General features: G+C 25.3%; 21 protein-coding genes and 1 riboswitch. Of the genes, 5 read left to right on the top strand and 16 right to left on the bottom strand.

Going from position 1 to position 19,283, the window contains the following annotated elements:
* Nucleotides 1–26 precede the first annotated feature (26 nt).
* The 5 genes from uvsE to add all read right to left on the bottom strand — a co-directional run bounded on the left by uvsE (nucleotide 27) and on the right by add (nucleotide 7,118).
* Entirely contained in the window at nucleotides 27–992 is a 966-nt protein-coding gene (uvsE, locus tag ACYQ1T_RS10700; RefSeq protein ID WP_459834632.1) for a UV DNA damage repair endonuclease UvsE, read from the bottom strand.
* 131 nt (nucleotides 993–1,123) lie between these two features.
* Nucleotides 1,124–3,913, bottom strand: coding sequence for a helicase-related protein (locus ACYQ1T_RS10695; protein ID WP_459834631.1), 2,790 nt, complete (start codon nucleotides 3,911–3,913; stop codon nucleotides 1,124–1,126).
* 280 nt (nucleotides 3,914–4,193) lie between these two features.
* The gene (locus ACYQ1T_RS10690) at nucleotides 4,194–4,934 is read right to left on the bottom strand and encodes a flagellar motor protein MotB (RefSeq protein WP_459834630.1); all 741 of its coding nucleotides are present in this window, start codon (nucleotides 4,932–4,934) and stop codon (nucleotides 4,194–4,196) included.
* 49 nt (nucleotides 4,935–4,983) lie between these two features.
* Nucleotides 4,984–5,772, bottom strand: a complete 789-nt coding sequence (gene motA, locus ACYQ1T_RS10685; RefSeq protein WP_459834629.1) for a flagellar motor stator protein MotA — start codon at nucleotides 5,770–5,772, stop codon at nucleotides 4,984–4,986.
* A gap of 353 nt (nucleotides 5,773–6,125) precedes the next feature.
* Entirely contained in the window at nucleotides 6,126–7,118 is a 993-nt protein-coding gene (add, locus tag ACYQ1T_RS10680; RefSeq protein WP_459834628.1) for an adenosine deaminase, read from the bottom strand.
* 137 nt (nucleotides 7,119–7,255) lie between these two features.
* A riboswitch (purine riboswitch) is annotated at nucleotides 7,256–7,355 on the bottom strand.
* A gap of 202 nt (nucleotides 7,356–7,557) precedes the next feature.
* Between add and ACYQ1T_RS10675 the strand changes: the two genes are divergently transcribed.
* A complete protein-coding gene (locus tag ACYQ1T_RS10675; protein ID WP_459834627.1) occupies nucleotides 7,558–8,367 on the top strand; it encodes a hypothetical protein in 810 nt (269 codons plus the stop codon).
* Between the two features lie 128 nt (nucleotides 8,368–8,495).
* Here the strand turns inward: ACYQ1T_RS10675 and bioA are convergent, their stop codons facing one another.
* The 6 genes from bioA to ACYQ1T_RS10645 all read right to left on the bottom strand — a co-directional run bounded on the left by bioA (nucleotide 8,496) and on the right by ACYQ1T_RS10645 (nucleotide 11,978).
* Nucleotides 8,496–9,839 carry an adenosylmethionine--8-amino-7-oxononanoate transaminase gene (gene bioA, locus ACYQ1T_RS10670; RefSeq protein WP_459834626.1) on the bottom strand — a complete coding sequence of 448 codons (1,344 nt, stop codon included), beginning with the start codon at nucleotides 9,837–9,839 and terminating at the stop codon, nucleotides 8,496–8,498.
* Nucleotides 9,840–10,290: 451 nt separating this feature from the next.
* Nucleotides 10,291–10,572 carry a nucleotidyltransferase domain-containing protein gene (locus ACYQ1T_RS10665; RefSeq protein ID WP_459834625.1) on the bottom strand — a complete coding sequence of 94 codons (282 nt, stop codon included), beginning with the start codon at nucleotides 10,570–10,572 and terminating at the stop codon, nucleotides 10,291–10,293.
* Nucleotide 10,573: 1 nt separating this feature from the next.
* The gene (locus ACYQ1T_RS10660) at nucleotides 10,574–10,819 is read right to left on the bottom strand and encodes a nucleotidyltransferase substrate binding protein (protein ID WP_459834624.1); all 246 of its coding nucleotides are present in this window, start codon (nucleotides 10,817–10,819) and stop codon (nucleotides 10,574–10,576) included.
* A 3-nt stretch (nucleotides 10,820–10,822) separates the two neighbouring features.
* Nucleotides 10,823–11,011: a hypothetical protein gene (locus tag ACYQ1T_RS10655; protein WP_459834623.1), complete on the bottom strand. Its 189-nt coding sequence runs from the start codon at nucleotides 11,009–11,011 to the stop codon at nucleotides 10,823–10,825.
* 221 nt (nucleotides 11,012–11,232) lie between these two features.
* A complete protein-coding gene (locus ACYQ1T_RS10650) occupies nucleotides 11,233–11,595 on the bottom strand; it encodes a hypothetical protein (protein WP_459834622.1) in 363 nt (120 codons plus the stop codon).
* An 86-nt stretch (nucleotides 11,596–11,681) separates the two neighbouring features.
* Complete coding sequence (locus tag ACYQ1T_RS10645) at nucleotides 11,682–11,978, bottom strand: YciI family protein (protein ID WP_459834621.1); 297 nt, start codon at nucleotides 11,976–11,978, stop codon at nucleotides 11,682–11,684.
* 267 nt (nucleotides 11,979–12,245) lie between these two features.
* On the opposite strand from ACYQ1T_RS10645, the gene ACYQ1T_RS10640 reads away from it, so the two are divergent.
* Nucleotides 12,246–12,596 (top strand): DUF6568 family protein, encoded by a 351-nt coding sequence (locus ACYQ1T_RS10640; RefSeq protein WP_459834620.1) that lies wholly within the window; start codon nucleotides 12,246–12,248, stop codon nucleotides 12,594–12,596.
* A gap of 191 nt (nucleotides 12,597–12,787) precedes the next feature.
* On the opposite strand, the gene ACYQ1T_RS10635 is transcribed toward ACYQ1T_RS10640, so the two are convergent.
* The 3 genes from ACYQ1T_RS10635 to ACYQ1T_RS10625 all read right to left on the bottom strand — a co-directional run bounded on the left by ACYQ1T_RS10635 (nucleotide 12,788) and on the right by ACYQ1T_RS10625 (nucleotide 15,543).
* Nucleotides 12,788–13,420, bottom strand: a complete 633-nt coding sequence (locus tag ACYQ1T_RS10635; protein WP_459834619.1) for a cysteine hydrolase family protein — start codon at nucleotides 13,418–13,420, stop codon at nucleotides 12,788–12,790.
* Between the two features lie 168 nt (nucleotides 13,421–13,588).
* Nucleotides 13,589–14,806, bottom strand: a complete 1,218-nt coding sequence (gene sstT, locus ACYQ1T_RS10630) for a serine/threonine transporter SstT (protein WP_459834618.1) — start codon at nucleotides 14,804–14,806, stop codon at nucleotides 13,589–13,591.
* 128 nt (nucleotides 14,807–14,934) lie between these two features.
* Nucleotides 14,935–15,543, bottom strand: coding sequence for a nuclease-related domain-containing protein (locus ACYQ1T_RS10625; protein WP_459834617.1), 609 nt, complete (start codon nucleotides 15,541–15,543; stop codon nucleotides 14,935–14,937).
* Between the two features lie 256 nt (nucleotides 15,544–15,799).
* Here ACYQ1T_RS10625 and ACYQ1T_RS10620 point away from each other — a divergent pair, with 256 nt between their 5' ends.
* From ACYQ1T_RS10620 to ACYQ1T_RS10610, 3 genes are all read left to right on the top strand, one after another.
* Nucleotides 15,800–16,495, top strand: coding sequence for a response regulator transcription factor (locus ACYQ1T_RS10620; protein ID WP_459834616.1), 696 nt, complete (start codon nucleotides 15,800–15,802; stop codon nucleotides 16,493–16,495).
* A complete protein-coding gene (locus ACYQ1T_RS10615; protein WP_459834615.1) occupies nucleotides 16,488–17,531 on the top strand; it encodes a HAMP domain-containing sensor histidine kinase in 1,044 nt (347 codons plus the stop codon). The genes ACYQ1T_RS10620 and ACYQ1T_RS10615 overlap by 8 nt, the downstream gene beginning before the upstream one ends.
* A 93-nt stretch (nucleotides 17,532–17,624) precedes the next feature.
* Nucleotides 17,625–17,948, top strand: a complete 324-nt coding sequence (locus tag ACYQ1T_RS10610; protein ID WP_459834614.1) for a hypothetical protein — start codon at nucleotides 17,625–17,627, stop codon at nucleotides 17,946–17,948.
* A 186-nt stretch (nucleotides 17,949–18,134) separates the two neighbouring features.
* On the opposite strand, the gene ACYQ1T_RS10605 is transcribed toward ACYQ1T_RS10610, so the two are convergent.
* Nucleotides 18,135–18,518 carry a DnaJ domain-containing protein gene (locus tag ACYQ1T_RS10605; protein ID WP_459834613.1) on the bottom strand — a complete coding sequence of 128 codons (384 nt, stop codon included), beginning with the start codon at nucleotides 18,516–18,518 and terminating at the stop codon, nucleotides 18,135–18,137.
* 117 nt (nucleotides 18,519–18,635) lie between these two features.
* The gene (locus tag ACYQ1T_RS10600) at nucleotides 18,636–18,899 is read right to left on the bottom strand and encodes a hypothetical protein (RefSeq protein ID WP_459834612.1); all 264 of its coding nucleotides are present in this window, start codon (nucleotides 18,897–18,899) and stop codon (nucleotides 18,636–18,638) included.
* Nucleotides 18,900–19,283 lie beyond the last annotated feature (384 nt).

Genomic DNA, 19,283 nt, shown 5'->3' with positions numbered 1-19,283 from the left:
GAGCTTCTATTAATAATCTCTAATAATTAATTGACAATAAACATACTTTCATCAATCCATTTATATTTAGGCTTAATTACTTTTATATCTTCTACTAGTTTAAATAATGCTACATCTTTTTCTTTACATTCTAACATAATATCAAAGTCTCTATTTAATATTTTTGAAGTTTCTATAAATCTTATAAAATCTTCTCCATTTATAAAATCAGCATGTCTTCTATCAAATTCTCCTTCTTTTGGTGATGAAAAATGAATTTTAGGTGATAACTCCTCATTTTTCCATGTGTTAAATATATCCTCTAACATATCTGAAATATTTTCACCATTATTATTACAATTATGATGATGAACATCTAAAACCATAGGTAATTTTAAGGTCTTACATAACTCTAAGGTTTCTTTAGCTGTATATGTCTTATCATCATTTTCTATAATTAATCTAGATTTTATTTTCTCTGGAAATCCATTAAAATTTTTAATGAACCTATCTATAGCTGCTTCTTTTCCTCCTGTAGCTCCCCCAATATGAATTACCATTTTCCCTTTTTCATAATTCATATCCTCAAACCACTCAACTTGCCTAGTTAAATTTGTAATTGTATTTTCTACAACCTTTGGATTGTTACTATTTATTACATTAAACTCATCTGGATGAGTATCTACTCTCATATTTGACTCTTTAACGAGTTTACCTATATACTCAAAATCTCTCTTAAATATCTCTCTATGTCCCCAATACCCAACCTCTGGATGAGTAACTAAAGGTATTAGAGCTGATGTTATTCTATAAAAATGTATATTATTTTTTATGTTATATTTTAATAAGTCCTGAAGAGAATTTAGATTAGATGCTGTAATAGTTTTTAATTTTTCTAATTTCTTTTCCTCTGATAAAATTTTACTGTAATTAGTAAAAGTAACTTTACTAGAACTTGTTACTTTTTTTCCTAGTATATTTGAAATTGCAACATACCCAAGTTTTATCTTCATAAATTTTCTCCTATCTTAGAAATAGTAAACAATAGTATTTCATAGTATATGCATAATATTAATAAACTAAACAGGTATTTTGCTTAAAAAGTATGTCTTAAATTATGAAATGAAATATTTTTATTTTATTCTTAATAATAACTTCTTCTATTTTTTTTATTTCTAAAGTCTGAGTCTCTTCTTCTACTTCTTAAGCTAGGTCTAAATCTATCACCTTTTAGGTGTTGGAGTTTTTCTTTGCAAGATCTACATCTTTCACTTGGATAATCCCATGCTAATTTTTTCTTACAGTCTAAACAAACTCTTTCATGATGAAGTAAGCTCGTTAGAAGTAGTTCATTTATTTTATTTGCTGTATTTTCTTTTTCACTTGAAATATATCCATTGTTTGTAATTAACTTAAAGTTTTTACCAAAGGAATAGTTAAGTTCTAATGATTTATAATAGCATTCTAGTTCATCAAGTTCCTTTTTTGCATTTACTATTTCATTAAGTTTAGGTCTTTTTAAATTTACTGCTCCTTGGCTATACATAGTACAATATTCTTCCCACAATGCCAGTACTCTCTTATTATTTTCTTCAAATGGAATTGTTGCCATCTTTAAAAGATCACTTTTTGATGCTTTAACTTTAATATCTTTTAATCTATTTAAAAGGAATATTATTGTTGTAACATCTGGTTTTTGAAAATAACCTTTAACTGGTGCTAAGCTCCAAGTTTTTAATGCATCTATAATATCTATATCTATTTCTAAAAGTGAATCTGGAATTTCTATGTAACATTTTTCTATTTTCATTGTCTCTGAAGTTAATGCTGATTTAATTAAGTTACTGTCAGCTGTTGTAGCAACATATCCTTTTTCGTATATTCCTTTACGTCCAGCTCTCCCTGCAATTTGTTTTATTTCTGAAACCTTTAGCTTTCTTTGTGAAATTCCATCAAACTTTCTTGTCTCTAAAAATACAATACGTTTAATAGGTAAATTTACCCCCATACCAATAGCATCTGTACATACTATTACATCTGTTTCTCCATCTAAGAATCTTTCAAATTGCTTCTTTCTTGTTGAATATGGCAATGATCCATAAATAATACTAGTTTTTATATTATTATTTAGAAGCTCTGCTGAAACTGCTAGTGCTTTCTTTTTACCAAAGACAACTAAGGCATCTCCCTTTTTAACATCCCTTTTAAGTTCGAATTTCTTTTCTTCAAAAATTAATTCTGTATTTCTTTTATGATTTATTATTTCATATGTATCATTACAATCCTTTATTAGCTTGATTATTATATCCTTTGCTTCTGGAGCCATACAAATATGTATTTCTGGTGATAATACACCTATTATAGCTCTTGTCCACGCCCACCCTCTTTGTTTATCTGCAATCATTTGTGCTTCATCTATAACACATATATCATAATTGGTTCCTAGTGAAAGTTTTTCAATTGTTGAGGAAATATGTGATGCATATGATTTTATATCTTCTTCTTCTCCTGTTAATAATGAACAGGAAATATTTTGAGAATTAAGCTTATCTTGAATTTCTAAAGCTAATAATCTTAATGGAGCTAAATATACTCCTGTTTCTGCATCCATAAGTCTTTGAATACTTTCATAAGTTTTTCCTGTATTAGTTTCACCAACATGAAGATAAAAATGTCTTTTCATCTCTCTAGCTTCTTTATACTCATCTATTGGATTATCTAATATTACTTCTTTTATCTCATCTTTTACTTTACTTTTTATGTATATATTTTCTGATGTCCAAAGTAATCCTTTTGTACAAATCCATAAAAGACATTCTTCTATAAATTCCATATCCTCAATAGATGGAGCAGTAGTATTTTTTTCTAAATAATTCTTATATATAATATTTTCAACTATAGCTACTCTTTTAATTAGCTTATTTATCTTATATTCTTTATCTATAAGAGTTTTTCTAAAGCCTGGTAAATTAACACTTTTATAATATCCAAATATCATTTCTCTTGCATCATTTAAGAATAGCTTCATATGTTCATTTGTCTTATAAACATTCATGTTAATAAGGTTATCTATTTTTTTATCAAATGAGTTAATAACCTTAACTTTAAGCCTATTTATTCCCTTTGATAGTTTTGTAGCTTCCTTATAATTATCTAACATAAGGTTTATTAGCTTTTCTTCATCTTTGCTATTATCTGCTTCTATAACTTCTGAAGAATATTCATTTTTAATGTCTAAAATCTTGCAACCTTCATCATAAACATCTAATAAAAGCTTATTCTCTAAAGAAATTACCTTTGCTGCAATATCATTACCCCATCTAGTTTTGTAACTATTTCCTATTTCAGTTTTTATTTGTTCTTCTAATCTTATCTTCTTATTTTCATCTATTTCATTTAAATCTATATCACAATAAATTTTCCCATCTCTAGTTCTCTTATACCATCTAACGCTATTAAATAGGAATTCTTCATTGTATTTTTTCTTAAATTCTTTATATAGCTGACCTTTTTTTATTTCCATAGAGGCTTCTACTTTTTCATATAAAACAGTAGCAATATCTTTTGGTATGTACTTATATAATACTTCTGAATCCTCTGTGATTTTCTGTGGTATATATTTTGATCTACCTTTAGAATTATCAAAATATTCACTTTCCTTTAACTCCTTTATATATGAGCCCTCCCATGATAATTCATATAAAAAGTCTTTTACATACATATAATCATAAATATTAAAAGGTCCATTATCTTTTAAAATAACCTTAGATTCCTCATCCTCTTTATCAAACTCAGAGTCATCAATCTTAACTTTATGAATTGTTCTTATATAATTAATGATTTCCTTAATCATTTCAGTAATAAATTCATTATCTATGTATTTATTTATTTCATTTTTTACTTCTTTTCTTAATGTGCATTTAATTAAACCCATATTATCACTTCCTTGGTAATCTAAAATTATTTTTGACTATGTAATTTTTATTTGATTTTATCTTTTGTTATGTTTAACTATACTACATTGATAATAATTTACAAGGATGTAGTATTATTATTTAAAATATTACTTTTAATTTAATATTCATCTTTTTTACTTATGATTAATTTTAATACTAAGTAAAAAAACTAATATTTCGTAGTGGCACCTACAAAATATTAGCTTTTTCATTGTTATATAACTAACTTAATAATTCTTTTTTATATTTATTAATATTTTAATTTGCTTTATTTTCAGCTTTTTCAACTGGGAAATTTCTAAGAATTGTAATTTCTACTCTTCTATTTCCTGCTCTTCCTTCTTCTGTTAAATTATCATACTTTGGTCTATATTCACCATAAGCTTCAATTGATAATTTATCTTGTGGTATTCCACCTTGCTGACTTATAAATTGCATAACATTTATTGCTCTAATAGCACTTAAATCCCAGTTTGATCTAAATTCATTATTATGTATTGGTCTATTATCTGTATATCCTATTATTTTTATGTTATTATTTAATCCCTTAAGTATTTGTGAAATTTCAAGTAATAAAGGATTAATTTCACTTTTTATATCAGCCTTAGCAGAATCAAATAATATAACATCTTTTATGTTAATTTCTAATCCAACTTCATTAACAGAAACTTCAACCTTATCTGCATAGCCTCTAGCATCAATATTTGATTTAATTTGTGACATTATTTTATCCATTGTTTCCTGTTCTATTTGCCCATCACTAACTATTGATGGAGTTCCTTCTGTTGAAGTACCACTATTACCTTTTTCTAATACGGATGTTCCACCCATAAAAACATTATTAAAACTTGCACTAACTTTAGCCATTTTTTCTGCATCAACCTTACTCATTGCAAACATAACTATAAAAAGCGCTAATAATAATGTAAGCATATCTGCATATGGGATAAGCCATGTTTCATCTACATGTTCTTCATGATGCTCTTTTTTCTTTCCCATAATTAATCTCCTTTGAATATCTTGTGTACTTATTTATACACCATATTAATTAACTTTCTTTATTTAATGTTGCTTCAATTTTAGCTTGATCCTCTGGCTCTAACATACCAACAAGTTTATTTTGAATACTTTTTGGATTTTCACCTGCTTGTAATGATAATATACCCTCTAACATAATATACATAGTACTTATTTCTTCATGAGACTTTCTTTTAAGTCTAGAAGCAAATGGATGACAAATTACATAACCAAAAAAGATACCATAAAGTGTTGCTACAAAGGCTCCTCCAATCATATGTCCTAGTTTTTCAGTATCACTTAGATTTCCAAGAGCTCCAATTAGACCAACAACGGCTCCTAAAACCCCTAGTGTAGGTGCTGCTCCACCTGCTGTAGTAAAAATCATAGCACCAAGACGATGTCTTTCTTCCATTGCTTGAATTTCAATTTCTAATACTTCTCTTACATAAGATGGCTCTGTTCCATCTATAACCATAGATAAACCTTTTTTCATAAATTTATTAGACATTCCCTCTACTTGTTGTTCTAATGCTAATAAACCATCTTTTCTAGATGTTTGAGACATCTCTACTAAACCATTAATTACTTGTACTGGATTTTCATCTTTTCTATCTCTAAATAATGCTCCTAAAACTTTAGGAATTTTAAGGAATTCTCTTTTAGGGAATGAATTCATAACTGCTGCAATAGTTCCAATAATTATAATAATTGCTGCTGCTGGATTTATTAATACTGCTGCATTAGCACCTTTTACAATCATTCCTACTATAACTGCAAGTAGCCCTACTACTATACCTATAACTAGAAAAATATCCATTTTATATATCTCCTTACATTTCTATTTAATTTTCATAGTTTAATAAAGTTTTCAAAGGCTTGTCCACGCTTTAAAAACCTGCTTTTTGAATTTTTTATTAATTTTTATTTAATTTTTCTTTAACTTTCTATCTTTTTAATATATTACTCTTTATTACATACTTTTTCAATAGAATACTATATGACACTAAACCAATTATTAATATTTATTACTTTTATATTTTCTAACCTTTTTAATTAATAAAAATAAAAAAGTATTAATCTTTAGACTAATACTTTTTTACATCTTGATAAAATTTTTAATAAATTTACTAATGAATATTATTTAAAACTTTTCTTGCTCTTGACTTTAATTTAAATATATTTCACTAATTGTGCCTTTATCTCCTTATCGCAAAAAGCTGCATTTACACTATTTAAATATATCTCTTTATAATCATTCATATTTATATTAAATACATCTACTAACTTATTAGTTTCCTCTGTTAAATTAATATTAGAAACAGTTCTATTATCTGTACTAATATTAATCTTAATAGAATCCTTATGGTATTTATATATAGGATGAGCTTCATATGATTTTACAGCTTTTGTATCAACATTACTTTTAGGGCACATTTCTAAAGTTACTTTATTTTCCTTAACTAGCCTATAGGCTTCTTTATCATTATATATGTAAACTCCATGTCCTATTCTTTCAGCTCCTAAAAGATTTATTACATCTCTTACATTTTTTCCAAAACCAGTTTCACCAGCATGTACTGTAATTCTAAAGCCTTTATTTTTAGCAATTTTCATTGCATCTACATATTCTATAGCAAAATTTTCTTTTTCTGATGCTGCTAAATCTATTGCAACAACACCTTTCCCAATATACTTTTCTCCTGCATCTATTGATTCATATACATGATCTAAATCTAAACCTCTTATACATGAAATTATTACATTACCTTTTATATCATACTTCTCTTGGGCATCTTTAATTCCATTTATAACACTTTCTAAAACTTTATCTAAAGTTAACCCCTTTTGTGTATGAAATATTGGTGCAAATCTAACTTCAATATATTTAACATTTTCTTTAGCTGCATCTTCTAGCAATTCATATGCTGCTCTTCTTAAATTTCCTTCTGTTTGTAATACTTTAATAGGAAGATCAAATCTTTTTAAATATTCATCTAAAGAGTTACAATCTTCTGGAACAGCTAATAATTTTTTAACATCATCATAATTATAACTATCTAATTGTATGTTTTCTTTTTTTGCAAGTTCTATAACTGTATCTACTCTTAAGCTACCATCTAAGTGACAGTGTAATTCTATTTTAGGTAAATTTTTAATATCCATAAATGTTCCCCCTTAAATTAAATAATTACTTTATAATTCAACTACTTACTTTTAAAATAATGCTTAAATTATTAATAATTTAGATATTAATATAGATTTCTAAATTATAAAAAAAATTCTTGATTACGAAGAAATCACAAATATTATGATTTCTTCGTAATCAAGAATTATAGGTTCTTGGTAGAAACCCCCAAACCATATTATTGGGGTTATACGAAGGTAAGTTATATATTATTTTTAAATTTGATATCTATTCTAACATATATATTAAAATAATCAATATATAAATTTATTTTTTCTTTAATTAATCCATATTACATTATATATTTTCAATTTTTTATTTATATAAATAGTTAAAATTTGTAACATATGTTATATTTGTTTTTATAGAACTATGATATTTTATATATTATAATCAGCTTTACAGGAGGATACTTAAATGATAGAAATTTTAAAACTTAGTACTTTATTAACAATTGGAATAATAGGTTCCTTGGTAGTATTTGGACTTTTAATAGGTCAAATTGAAAAAAAGAGTTCTCAATTAATTTATAATGGCCTTGGAAAATATGGAGTTATTTTTACAGGCATCATAGGAACTACTGTTCATGAATTTAGTCATGCCATTATGTGCAAATTATTTTTACATAAAATCATTGATATTAAGTGGTTTTCTTTAAGTTTAGAAAATAGAGAGCTAGGTTATGTAAAACATACCTTTAATAAAAGAAATATTTATCAAAGAATTGGAAACTTTTTTATAGGTATTGCTCCTATAATTGTTGGTTCAACTATTTTAATTATATTTTATAGACTTTTTTTAAAAGATAGTTTTTACAGTATTTTAAATACAATAAATGTTGATGGTCTTTTATACTTAGGTAAAAACTTTAACTTACTTGATTTTATCCATCTTCTATTTAATGAATTTTCAATTTTTGCAAAAGTTACATTTACTATAGAAAATATAACTTCACTTGGCTTTTGGATATTTTTAATAATTGCTATTTCAGTAAGTACACATATGTCTCTTAGTAAAGCTGATCTTAGAAATTCTCTTGATGGAGTAATATTTATATTTGTAGTAAATTTAATTATAAGCTTTGTTCTTGTATTATTTAGAATACCTGAAATGCTTATTATGAGTAGACTTATTATATTTAATGTATTTTTAATTAGCTTTCTATCAATTGGTATTTTCTTTTCACTTATTACACTGTTAATTTCAAAATTAATATCACTTATTTAAAAATAAAGAGGATATGACATTAAAAGATATAAATACAATATTAAATGTTCAAATAAACATACTATACTGTATTTATATTTCTTTATAACGTAGCCTCTTTACATTAGTTTAATTTAAATTTCTTCTTTTTACACTGCTAAAATTTTATCTACAGCTATTTTACATTTTTCAACTACAATCTTCATATCATTTTTCTCTATATTTAATGGAGGATTAAAATATAATACATCTCCTAAAGGACGTAAAATAAGTCCAATTTTCAATGCCTCCTTATATATTTCATATCCTATTCTCTCTTTACTATCAAAAGCTTTCTTAGTTTTTCTATCTTCAACTAATTCAATTGCATTAATTAATCCTATACTTCTTATTTCACCTACATTAGGATGATCCTTAAATGTATCTTGTATTAAAGATTTAAAATATTTAGCATTATCTTCTGCTTTTAAAAGAATCTTATCTTTATCTAAAATATTAAGCATTTCAACTGCTGCTGAACAAGCAAGTGGATTACCACAATAAGTATGACTATGCATAAATGCTTTTCCTTCATTATAATTAGCATAAAACGCATTATATATATCATCTGTAGCTACTGCTAATGCCATTGGCATATATCCACCAGTTAATCCCTTTGATAAACACATGATATCAGGAGAAATTTCAGCATGATCACAAGCAAACATTTTTCCTGTTCTACCAAAACCAACTGCTATTTCTTCAGCTATAAGATGAATATCATGCTTATTGCAAGCTTCTCTAAGTTTTTTTAAATAAACTGGAGGATAAATTCTCATTCCAGCTGCTCCTTGTATAATTGGCTCAACTAAAAAGCCACAAACCTCATCACCATATTTTAAAAATGCTTTTTCTGCTTCTATAAAACATTCAGCACTACAAGTATCTCTAGAGCATCCATATTTACACCTATAACAATCTGGACCATCAATACGAATAATATCAAGTAATAAAGGCTTATAAATTTCTGAATACAAGCCTACTCCCCCTACTGATAATGCTCCTAAAGTTTCTCCATGATAAGCATCTGATAATGCCATAAAACGTCTTTTCTTAGTTTTATTTTTTTGATAATAATATTGAAAACTCATTTTCATAGCAGCTTCAATTGCTGATGAGCCATTATCTGTGAAAAAGAATTTTGTTAACCCTTTTGGAACTATTTTTGATAATCTTTCACATAATTCAATAGCAGGTCTATGACTAAAATTTGCAAAAATAACATGCTCTAATTTATCTATTTGATTTTTTACTGCTAAATTAATATCCTCATTACAATGCCCTAAAAGATTGCACCACCAAGAGCTTACAATATCAGCATAAGAATTGCCTTCTGTATCATAAAGATAAAGCCCCTTTCCATGATTAATTATAATAGGTGGTAACTCCTCATAATCCTTCATTTGAGAGCAAGGATGCCATATATGCTGCATATCTTTTTTTATTAGATCCATAATTATCTCCTTAAAAAGCTTTATAAACTTATTTATATATAGATGTAAAATTTAATATAAAAAATACATATTAGTATTTTAATATTCTTTAAAAGCTAATATTTTTTATAATGGATATAATATAACATAATTTCCCGCATATTGTAAACCTATATATAAATTATGGTTTACAATATATTTTTAGATTTCTATACTTTCTTTAGCCTCTCTATCATATACAATTCTGGTTTCATTTTAGACACTTCCAAGCCTAGTAAATAATAATTATTTCTATCTATAAAGGAATACACTATGGGTTTTTGTTATCATTTCAACTCAAAAAATAATTTTTAAAACCATTCAAAAAAGATTATCGTCTTTTAAATAATATGTATACTTCATTTGTATTATCAAATAAACTATATTATATTTTTTCTACTTATCTAGGACCCTTTTTCACTTACTGAATTAATTAATATAGATTTCTATTCCATCTCTCTATTTGTAATTTTATTTCTTCATTCATACTATCTAAAAAAACTAAATCCAAAGAGTATACCCCTACAATTTCATCCAATTCCTCTGCTATAGTCCCTTTATATTTTTTATCACATAAAATTCCAAGGTCTATATCTGAATTATAATTATAGGTGTCTTTTGCTCTTGAACCAAATAATACAACTTTTTTTATATATTTATTATTTTTAAAATATGAAATTAAACTTTTATATACTTTTTCTTCTATTCCATACATCTTATAACTTCTCCATTGATATTTTATTTAAAAGATTTTCTATAGCTACTATATACTTCTCTATTATGTCGTTTTTTATTGCTTCATAATCACTTTCATCATATATATGAGCAGTTGAATTTCTTACAAATAATATGTCATTCCAAATAATCATATCTTCTATTAAACCATCTTTAAAAGCCTGTTTGTAGCAGCCTCTTGGACTATTTATTTCTAGTCCATCAGCTTTAAAAATTTTAGATAACAATTTCTATGTTAAATCTTCTAAAGTTTCATATTTTTTTATTATAGACTCTCTATAATCTTCTAATATTATTTCATCTGCATTTTCTAATTTTTTATAGTTATCACTTATATTCTTTAAATGCATAAGCATTCTATATGTGTAATTATACGTTAAGTTAATAGATTCATCATATTTATCTAGTATTCCACTCATTTTAATTTCTCCTTATTATATTAATAATTGACCTCATATTCCTTTGTTTAGTAAGTTTGTATTTATAAATTTAATTTCTATTAAATAAGCTAGTTTGAACCAACCTTTTATTATGTTAAACTATTTTTAGAGGTGAATTAGAGGTATGAATAAATAAGTTCATACCTCTTATCTTTATTGTAAAGCTTAGTTAAATTTTCTCTTTTGTTTAAGTATTATAATTAATAATTATAGTAAGGAGGATATGAATATGGATATGGTGGTGCAATGTACGGATACTGTAATAATGCTAATGCTAATAAATTATTAAATGGAAAAGCTCTACGTCTAAATCTTCTAAATCTCCTTCTTGGAGGACCATAGCTAAACTGCTGACGTTGATGCTCAAATTGACTTTCGCATTCTTGCTCCATTACATCTTCACCAACTAATACAATAACACGATCTGATTCTACATTTTCAATAATTCCATCTATTGTACTTCCATCAGTCATAGTTAATGTAGTATGATAATATAAGCATTTTTTACATTCATTATATAATGACTGTCTATCTTTGTAATAATTCTTTTCTTCTAAATGCAATTTTTATCATCTCCTTTCCATTACTATAATATTCATATTTGTAATTGCCTGTAACGCATTAATTAATAAATATCTGTAAATTTTAATTATTTAATAAACCATTCATTAGGTAATTGATTAAAGTAATGAGGCGAGAATTCCATAATCTTATACTCCTGTATCCCATAAACCTTTAATGGCTCTAGAGATAAATAATCTTCTACCTTTTCAATAGATTCTGCTTTCATAAAAAACAATCCACCACTCATATCTGATTTAAGTCCAGACATTAATATTAATCCTTTATTCATTGCTTTTTGAGAATAAAGCATATGTTCCTTCATAATATTATCATTAATTAAATGTTGATTTATTATAGTACCTTCAACAATAAAATGTTTCATTTTTTTCTCCTTTAATTATATATTTATCTATTTTAAAATCTATCTTTAAGTTTAATTTAATTATAACATTTTTCTCAACTATTAGTTGTAGTAAGTAAAAGGGTGTGCTTAATATTACTAAAATAAGTAAATCATAATAATGATATTATTTTATATCCTTTAATAATATATTAATTATATATTCAAGTGTAATTTTTTAGGTTTGACTAATTTGATTTAGTAGTTTAGTTTTGATATAATATCTAAAAAAATATAGGAGGGAAGAAAATGTTTGGAAAAGATACATATGAACAAGATATAAAACCATTTGAAAAAGTATTTTCTACACAAGCTGATAAGTTATTATCTAACGAAGATTTTTCTGTTGTTTATATTGGGAGAGGAACATGTCCATACTGTCGTAAGTTTGCTAAGAAATTAAGTGGATTAACTAATAAAGTTAACACTACTATTTATTATGTAAATAGTGATGATTTCTCTGATAATGAAATTAGTTCCTTTAGAAAGAAGTATAATATTTTAACTGTCCCAGGATTTATAGTTAATAAACATGGAGAAATAGAAGTTCGTTGTGACTCTTCAACTCCAGAAGATGAAATATTAGATATGTTAAAATAAATAAATTTAAATACAATTTATGGAAGTAACTTTGTGAAAGGCTTTCTTACAAAGTTATTAAAAATAACTAGTATTTTAAATAGCTGCAAAAAAGTAGCTAGAAATTTCCCATGTAACTGAAAACTTTAAATTTTTCAGTTACATGGGAATTACTCTAGCTACTTTTTCTATATTATAAACTTAATTATGTATTAAGCTAATTCTTTTAATACTTCTTCAGTTGTTAGTGAACCACTTGATAACATTCCAAAGTTAACTTCTGCAGCTTTGTATGCTTCCATTCCTGGTGCTGCTGTTGCATCCTTTGCAATATAAACTTCAAAGCCTTGTTCAACTAAATCTCTCATATGTGATTCGATGCATATATTTGAATTCATTCCTGCAAGTATTACTGTGTCTATCTTTTGTTTTCTTAATTGTAATACTAGGTCATTTGTTTGTGGTCCAAATATTTTATGTGTACTTGCTATTATAGTTTCTCCATCTTCTATATATGGCTTAAACTCATCAAGTATATCTGCTCTTGAATCTTTTTCAACTGCTTCTGAAGGTCCTTTTCTTTCGAACATTTTCATTTGGTGCATCATATGTTCTCCATTTGTTCCAAACTTCCATGTATAATCATGTGGATAGTAGTAATGTGGTGATACAAATACTTTATATCCTTTTTCTTTTGATGCTTTAAGTAAAGATAGCATATTTTCTATAGTGTTATTTGCTTCAATAACATCTTTAGCTAACTTATATCCTTCCCCCATTTCATGTAAGAATTCATTTTGTGGATCTACAAATACTAGTGCCGTTTCCTTATTGTTAAATTTCATTTCAATCACTCCTATTTTTTATTTTTGTTTATTATATTGTTTCCCTGTGAATTCATAATAACTCTAAAATAAAAAACCAACAATTAGGCACTTTTAAGTTTCTAGTAACCTTTAAGTTACTATTTAAATTTTTATTATATAACCTTTTATTAAAATAATAATTAATTATTATTTTAATTTACCTTTACGTATTTGTGCAAATTCAGCTACCGCAGTATAAAGTACATCTGTTGAAGAATTTAGTGCAGTTTCACAAGAATCTTGTATAACTCCAATTACAAAACCAACACCAACTACTTGCATAGCTACATCATTTGGAATACCAAATAAACTACAAGCAAGTGGCACTAATAATATTGATCCTCCTGCTACCCCTGAAGTTCCACATGCACTTATAGCTGATAGTACAGTAAGTATTATAGTTGTACCAAAATCTACATTTATACCAAGAGTATTAGTTGCAGCAAGTGCTAATACTGATATAGTTATAGCAGCACCACCCATATTTATAGTTGATCCAAGTGGTATTGAAATTGAATATGTATCTTCATTTAATCCAAGTTCCTTACATAACGCCATATTTACAGGTATATTAGCAGCTGAACTACGAGTGAAAAATGCTGTAATTCCACTATCTCTTAAACATTTAATAACAAGTGGGTATGGATTTTTATGCATTGCTATAAAAGCTATTATTGGATTTACTACTAAAGCAAAAAACGCCATACATCCAACTAGTACTAATATTAATTGTCCATATTTAATTAATGATTCTATCCCTTGCTTAGATATACTATCATATACAAGTCCCATTATTCCAAATGGTGCTAAACTTATTATCCATGTTACTACTTTTGATATAGCCTCTGAAATATTTAATATAACTTCTTTAGACCCTTTACTAGCATTTTTTAAAGCAAGACCTAAAATTATTGCCCAGAATAATATTCCTATATAGTTAGCATTAGAAAGTGCATTAACTGGATTAGATACTATGCTCATTAATAAATTATTTAATACTTCACCTACTCCACTTGGTGGTGTTAAGTTTTCTACACTTGTTGTAAAGACTAATTTAACAGGGAATAGAAAACTACCAATAACCCCTATTACTCCTGCTGAAAGTGTTCCTAAAAGATATAACATTATAACTGACTTCATATTAGTTTTTTTACCTTCTTTATACTGACATAATGCAGCTATTACTAAGAAAAAAACTAATATTGGTGCTATTGCTTTTAAAGCCCCTACAAACAATAAACCTAATATGGATATTGGTGCACCTATCTTTGGAATAGTTAATGCAATTATTATTCCTAATATTAGACCTACTATGATTCTTTTAACTAAACTTATGCTATTCCATTTCTCTATTAATTTTTTCATTTTGTCCCCCTTATATTTATTCTTTTGTTAACAATTTGTTAAAAATATGATATCATAATAATCTTTTTTCTACAACAAGAACCATATTAACTAAATATTTCCCTAAAAATTATATTCCTATACTTTATTTAATATTTTCTTCTTATCATCTTTATATGTTTTTTTCTTGCTCTATTGCTATCTATATTTCCATTTTTTATTACATTATAGAAATACTCTATTTCTTCCTTTGAAAGTTCTATATCACTTTTATATTTTTTTATAAATCTTTTTAATTTTTTTAAGTTTATTACTGGTGTATCTGTTTTTACTTTTTTTAATTTTGATTTATTTGTAAATACTATTACTGAAATAAAGATATCTTTTTCATTTAAATATTCTTCTAGGGCTTTTATATGTCCATAGTTTTGTCTTATTGGATTATAGAAGCTATTTTTCTCTGTGTATAAAATTTGTGTCCAGTATTTAGAGTATTGATCTCCATATATAAGTCCATTATAATCTTTTGTTTCTATAACAAATATACCCTTTTTGCTTATTAAAATATGGTCTATTTGGCTTGTACCATTATCTCTTTTTATCATTATGTCACTTAATAATTTGTATCTATGAAATTTTCTTAAAATCTTATTAACTTCCTCTTCCCCAAAGTTTATTTCTTTTCTTCTATTTAATTTTTTAATTATAATTATTATTAAGATTATTGCTATTATAAAAATTATCTTTTGTATTATCATTTTTCTTATTTAAATCCTCCATAACTTTATAAAACTTCAATTCTTTATCTAAACAACTTAATTATATAGTAAAATATATATTTTTTTATATAATTTAAGTCTATTTTTAAATATAACCTTCTTTTATAAAAATATAATAAATGTAAAAGCCAACCTCTATTGCTCTATTATAGAATTATATTTAACGTAATGTTATAATTAATATCAAAAAAGATTTATTTATAAAGCCCTACAAAATAAATTAAGGAGGATAACTATGCAATTTAAAACAAAAAATAAAATTTTAATTGCAGATGATGATAATGATATTAGACAAATACTTGAAATATTATTTACTGGAGAAGGGTATAATGTCATCACTGCTAAAGATGGTGTTGAAGCTGTTGAAAAGGTAGATGATAGTATAAATCTTGTTATATTAGATGTAGATATGCCAAGAAAATCTGGATTTATTGCAAGTACAGAAATTAGAAGAAAATCTTTTGTACCCATTTTATTTTTAACTGCTTACTCTCAAGATTCTGATAAAACAATAGGCTATTCTGCTGGTGCAGATGATTATATAACAAAGCCATTTTCTCATTCTGAATTACTACTTAAAGTAAAAGCATTACTTAGACGTTATCAAGTATATCAACCTCAAACTATTATAAACTCATCAAAAATAGAGCTTCAAGGATTAACTGTTGATACGGAAAGTCAAACAGTTTTACGTGATGGAATTACTATTTCACTTACTCATACTGAATATAAAATTTTAGAGCTATTAATTACTAATCGTAAAAAAATATTTTCTATTGATCATATCTATAATAGTATATGGCAAGAGGATGTAGTTGGAGATAGTGCTGTAATGGTACATATTAAAAACTTAAGAAAAAAAATAGAAACTGATACAAGGAATCCAAAATATATTAAAACGGCATGGGGAAAGGGGTACTATATTGACTAAGATATATAAAATTCCAAGACTTGCTCTAGAATTTATAGGCTATTTAATTGTATCTGTCTTTATAGCAAGCTTTATTTTCGCCTTCTTATATAATATTTCTATAGCTTTTATTTTAAAATTAATTGAAAAAGGATATTATGGAGAATCTGCTGTTTCTGATCCTAAATTTTTATATTGGCTAAAGTTAGTTTGTATTTTAGCCACACTAATAATATTTTTCACCTTCTTTTTATTATTCTTAGGAAAAAAAGTTTCTTATATTTTATACATAACTAAATCAATACAAACATTAAAAGCTGGAAATTTAAACTTTAAACTAGATATTATAGGAGATGATGAACTTTCAGAATTAGCTGATACTATTAATATCTTTTCTAATGCCCTACAAAATCATATGCAAAATGAGGATAGACTAAAAAAAGAAAAAGAGGATTTAATAAGATCACTTTCTCATGATATTAGAACCCCTCTTACCTCTATTATATCTTATTCAGACTTTATAAAAAATAAGAATTACGATAGTGATACTAAGCTTGAAAATTATATTGAGATAATACAAAATAAAGCCTATCAAATACAACAATTAACAAATTTACTTTTAAATCCAGATTCAATACAGGCTAATTCCTTAAATCCTCCTGTTTTAGAAGGTAAATTAATGTTTAAGCAGTTTATAAGTGAATTTGAAGATTCTTTAGAAGATAAAAATTTCAATTTAGAAGTAGATATTATTGGACTAACTGATTTTAAAGCTAAATTTCATGTTCAAGATATAGCTAGAATTTTTGATAATCTATATTCAAATATTATAAAATATACAGATAATAAAGAAAAAATAGGAATTAAAATTTCTCTTGCAGATAATGTACTTATATTTACTCAAACAAATACTATTAAAGATAAAAAAAATATTGCCATTGAAAGCCATGGTATAGGTCTTAATAATATTAAAAATATTGTGGAATCCTATAATGGTGAAATGAATTATATTATAGATTATAAAATATATAAAATAGAAATTAAACTTCCTATATAATCTTTAGAATTCTTTAGAATTATCTTACTAAAAAACATAGAAATTTTATCTATTATAAAAATATAGAAAACATTATGAATGGAGGAATTAATTATGGCACTTGGGTACTTATTTATTTTATTTATTTTTATGACGGTAGTAAGTTTACTGGGAGTTTTTTTACTTTACTTTTTAAAAAATAAGACAGGAAAGAATATAATATTTTATGGTTTAGTTATATGGTCAATGCTAATTGCTTATCTTAATGCAACTAGCTTACCAACTAACTTTTTAGTAGAACAATTTATTGCATGGGGATTTGGTTTTGTATCAATAATTGCAATTATTATTAAAGTTAAAAATCCTGAAAAAACAACTATACCATATATACTTGTAACTGCTTCAACTCTAATAGGACTATATACATTATTCTTTTAAAAAGTTCTATTTATTTCTAAATTATAAGTAGATTTTATTCTTACTAAATTTAAGCTGACCATATTTTTAATAATAAGGTCAGCTTATTTTGCTTCTTATCTATTTTTTTATATTTATAAATCATTTAAAAAGATTCTTATCCACACTTCTTCCATTTCTTCTATATAATAATTCATCCCTGCAACTCTAACTGATTGAAGATATATCTTCATATTCTTTTATATCATTTGTTAATTCTTGCTTTCTACTATTTATATATTCTTCATCATAAATAAGCTCCTCTATATTTAAAGGAAACTCTTTTACATCATTATCTATTGTATTTTTAATTTCTTCAATTTTAATTTTAAGGCTTTTTATATTATTTTCTATGTCGTTTACTTTAATATCCTCATTTATCTCCTCATTATTTGCTATACCCTCTAAAATAATTAAAGAAATAAGATCATTATTTTCATAAGCCTCCTGAACCTTAATCCACAAATCAAACATTTCTTCATCTAAATTTTTATTTATATCAGGATGAAGTTTTTTTGCAAGCTTTCTAAATATTGATTTAATTTTTTTCATCTCTTCATCACTTATTGTAGGTAGCTCTAAATACCTTCTAGAACTCCTTAAGTTTTCTCTTAAATCTTCTAAGTTATCATAAAATTCCTTAAGCTCTTTTTTTAATATTTCTTCTATTTACTCTATATTTGTCTCTTTACCTTTGTTTTTATTTTGAATTATAATAGTTAATTTTTTCTTTAACTTTCTATATTTTATTTCCTTTTCAAACCTTGCAAATATTAATCCACCTAGCTTGCTCATATAAAGACTTTCTAAATATTCCTTTTTCTTATTTAAATCTTCCATAGTTTCATAAAACTTTAAATATTCTTCATTTAAACACTTTAATTCTTCTTTAAGCTTTTGAATTTCACTTAAAGATATAACTAACTCTCTCATAACCTTTACCCTTTTCTTTTTCTATTTTTTAGATAATTCAATTATATAATAAAATACACATTTTGTTATATTTTACACAAATTAAAATCTATATTTTAAATATATATTTAAAATTAAAATGTTACATTAGATAAACATGCTGTTTAATACAATCTATACTTCACTTATATAAAAATAATTAATCTAAAAGAGAAATATCACCCATTTCTTTATTATGGAATAATATCCAATATAATGTTATAATTATTAACATTATAAAGTACATATCATTATATTTATAACGTTAATAAAGATTTTTTATAAATAATATTGAACATTGAGGATATAATTAGAAAGTATTAAAGGAGGAATATAAATGAAATTTAATGGACTTATACCTGAACT

The organism is Clostridium carnis, assembly GCF_054657435.1.
The sequence above is the reverse complement of the archived record's forward strand: the minus strand, read 5'-3'. Positions and strand labels throughout refer to the sequence as shown.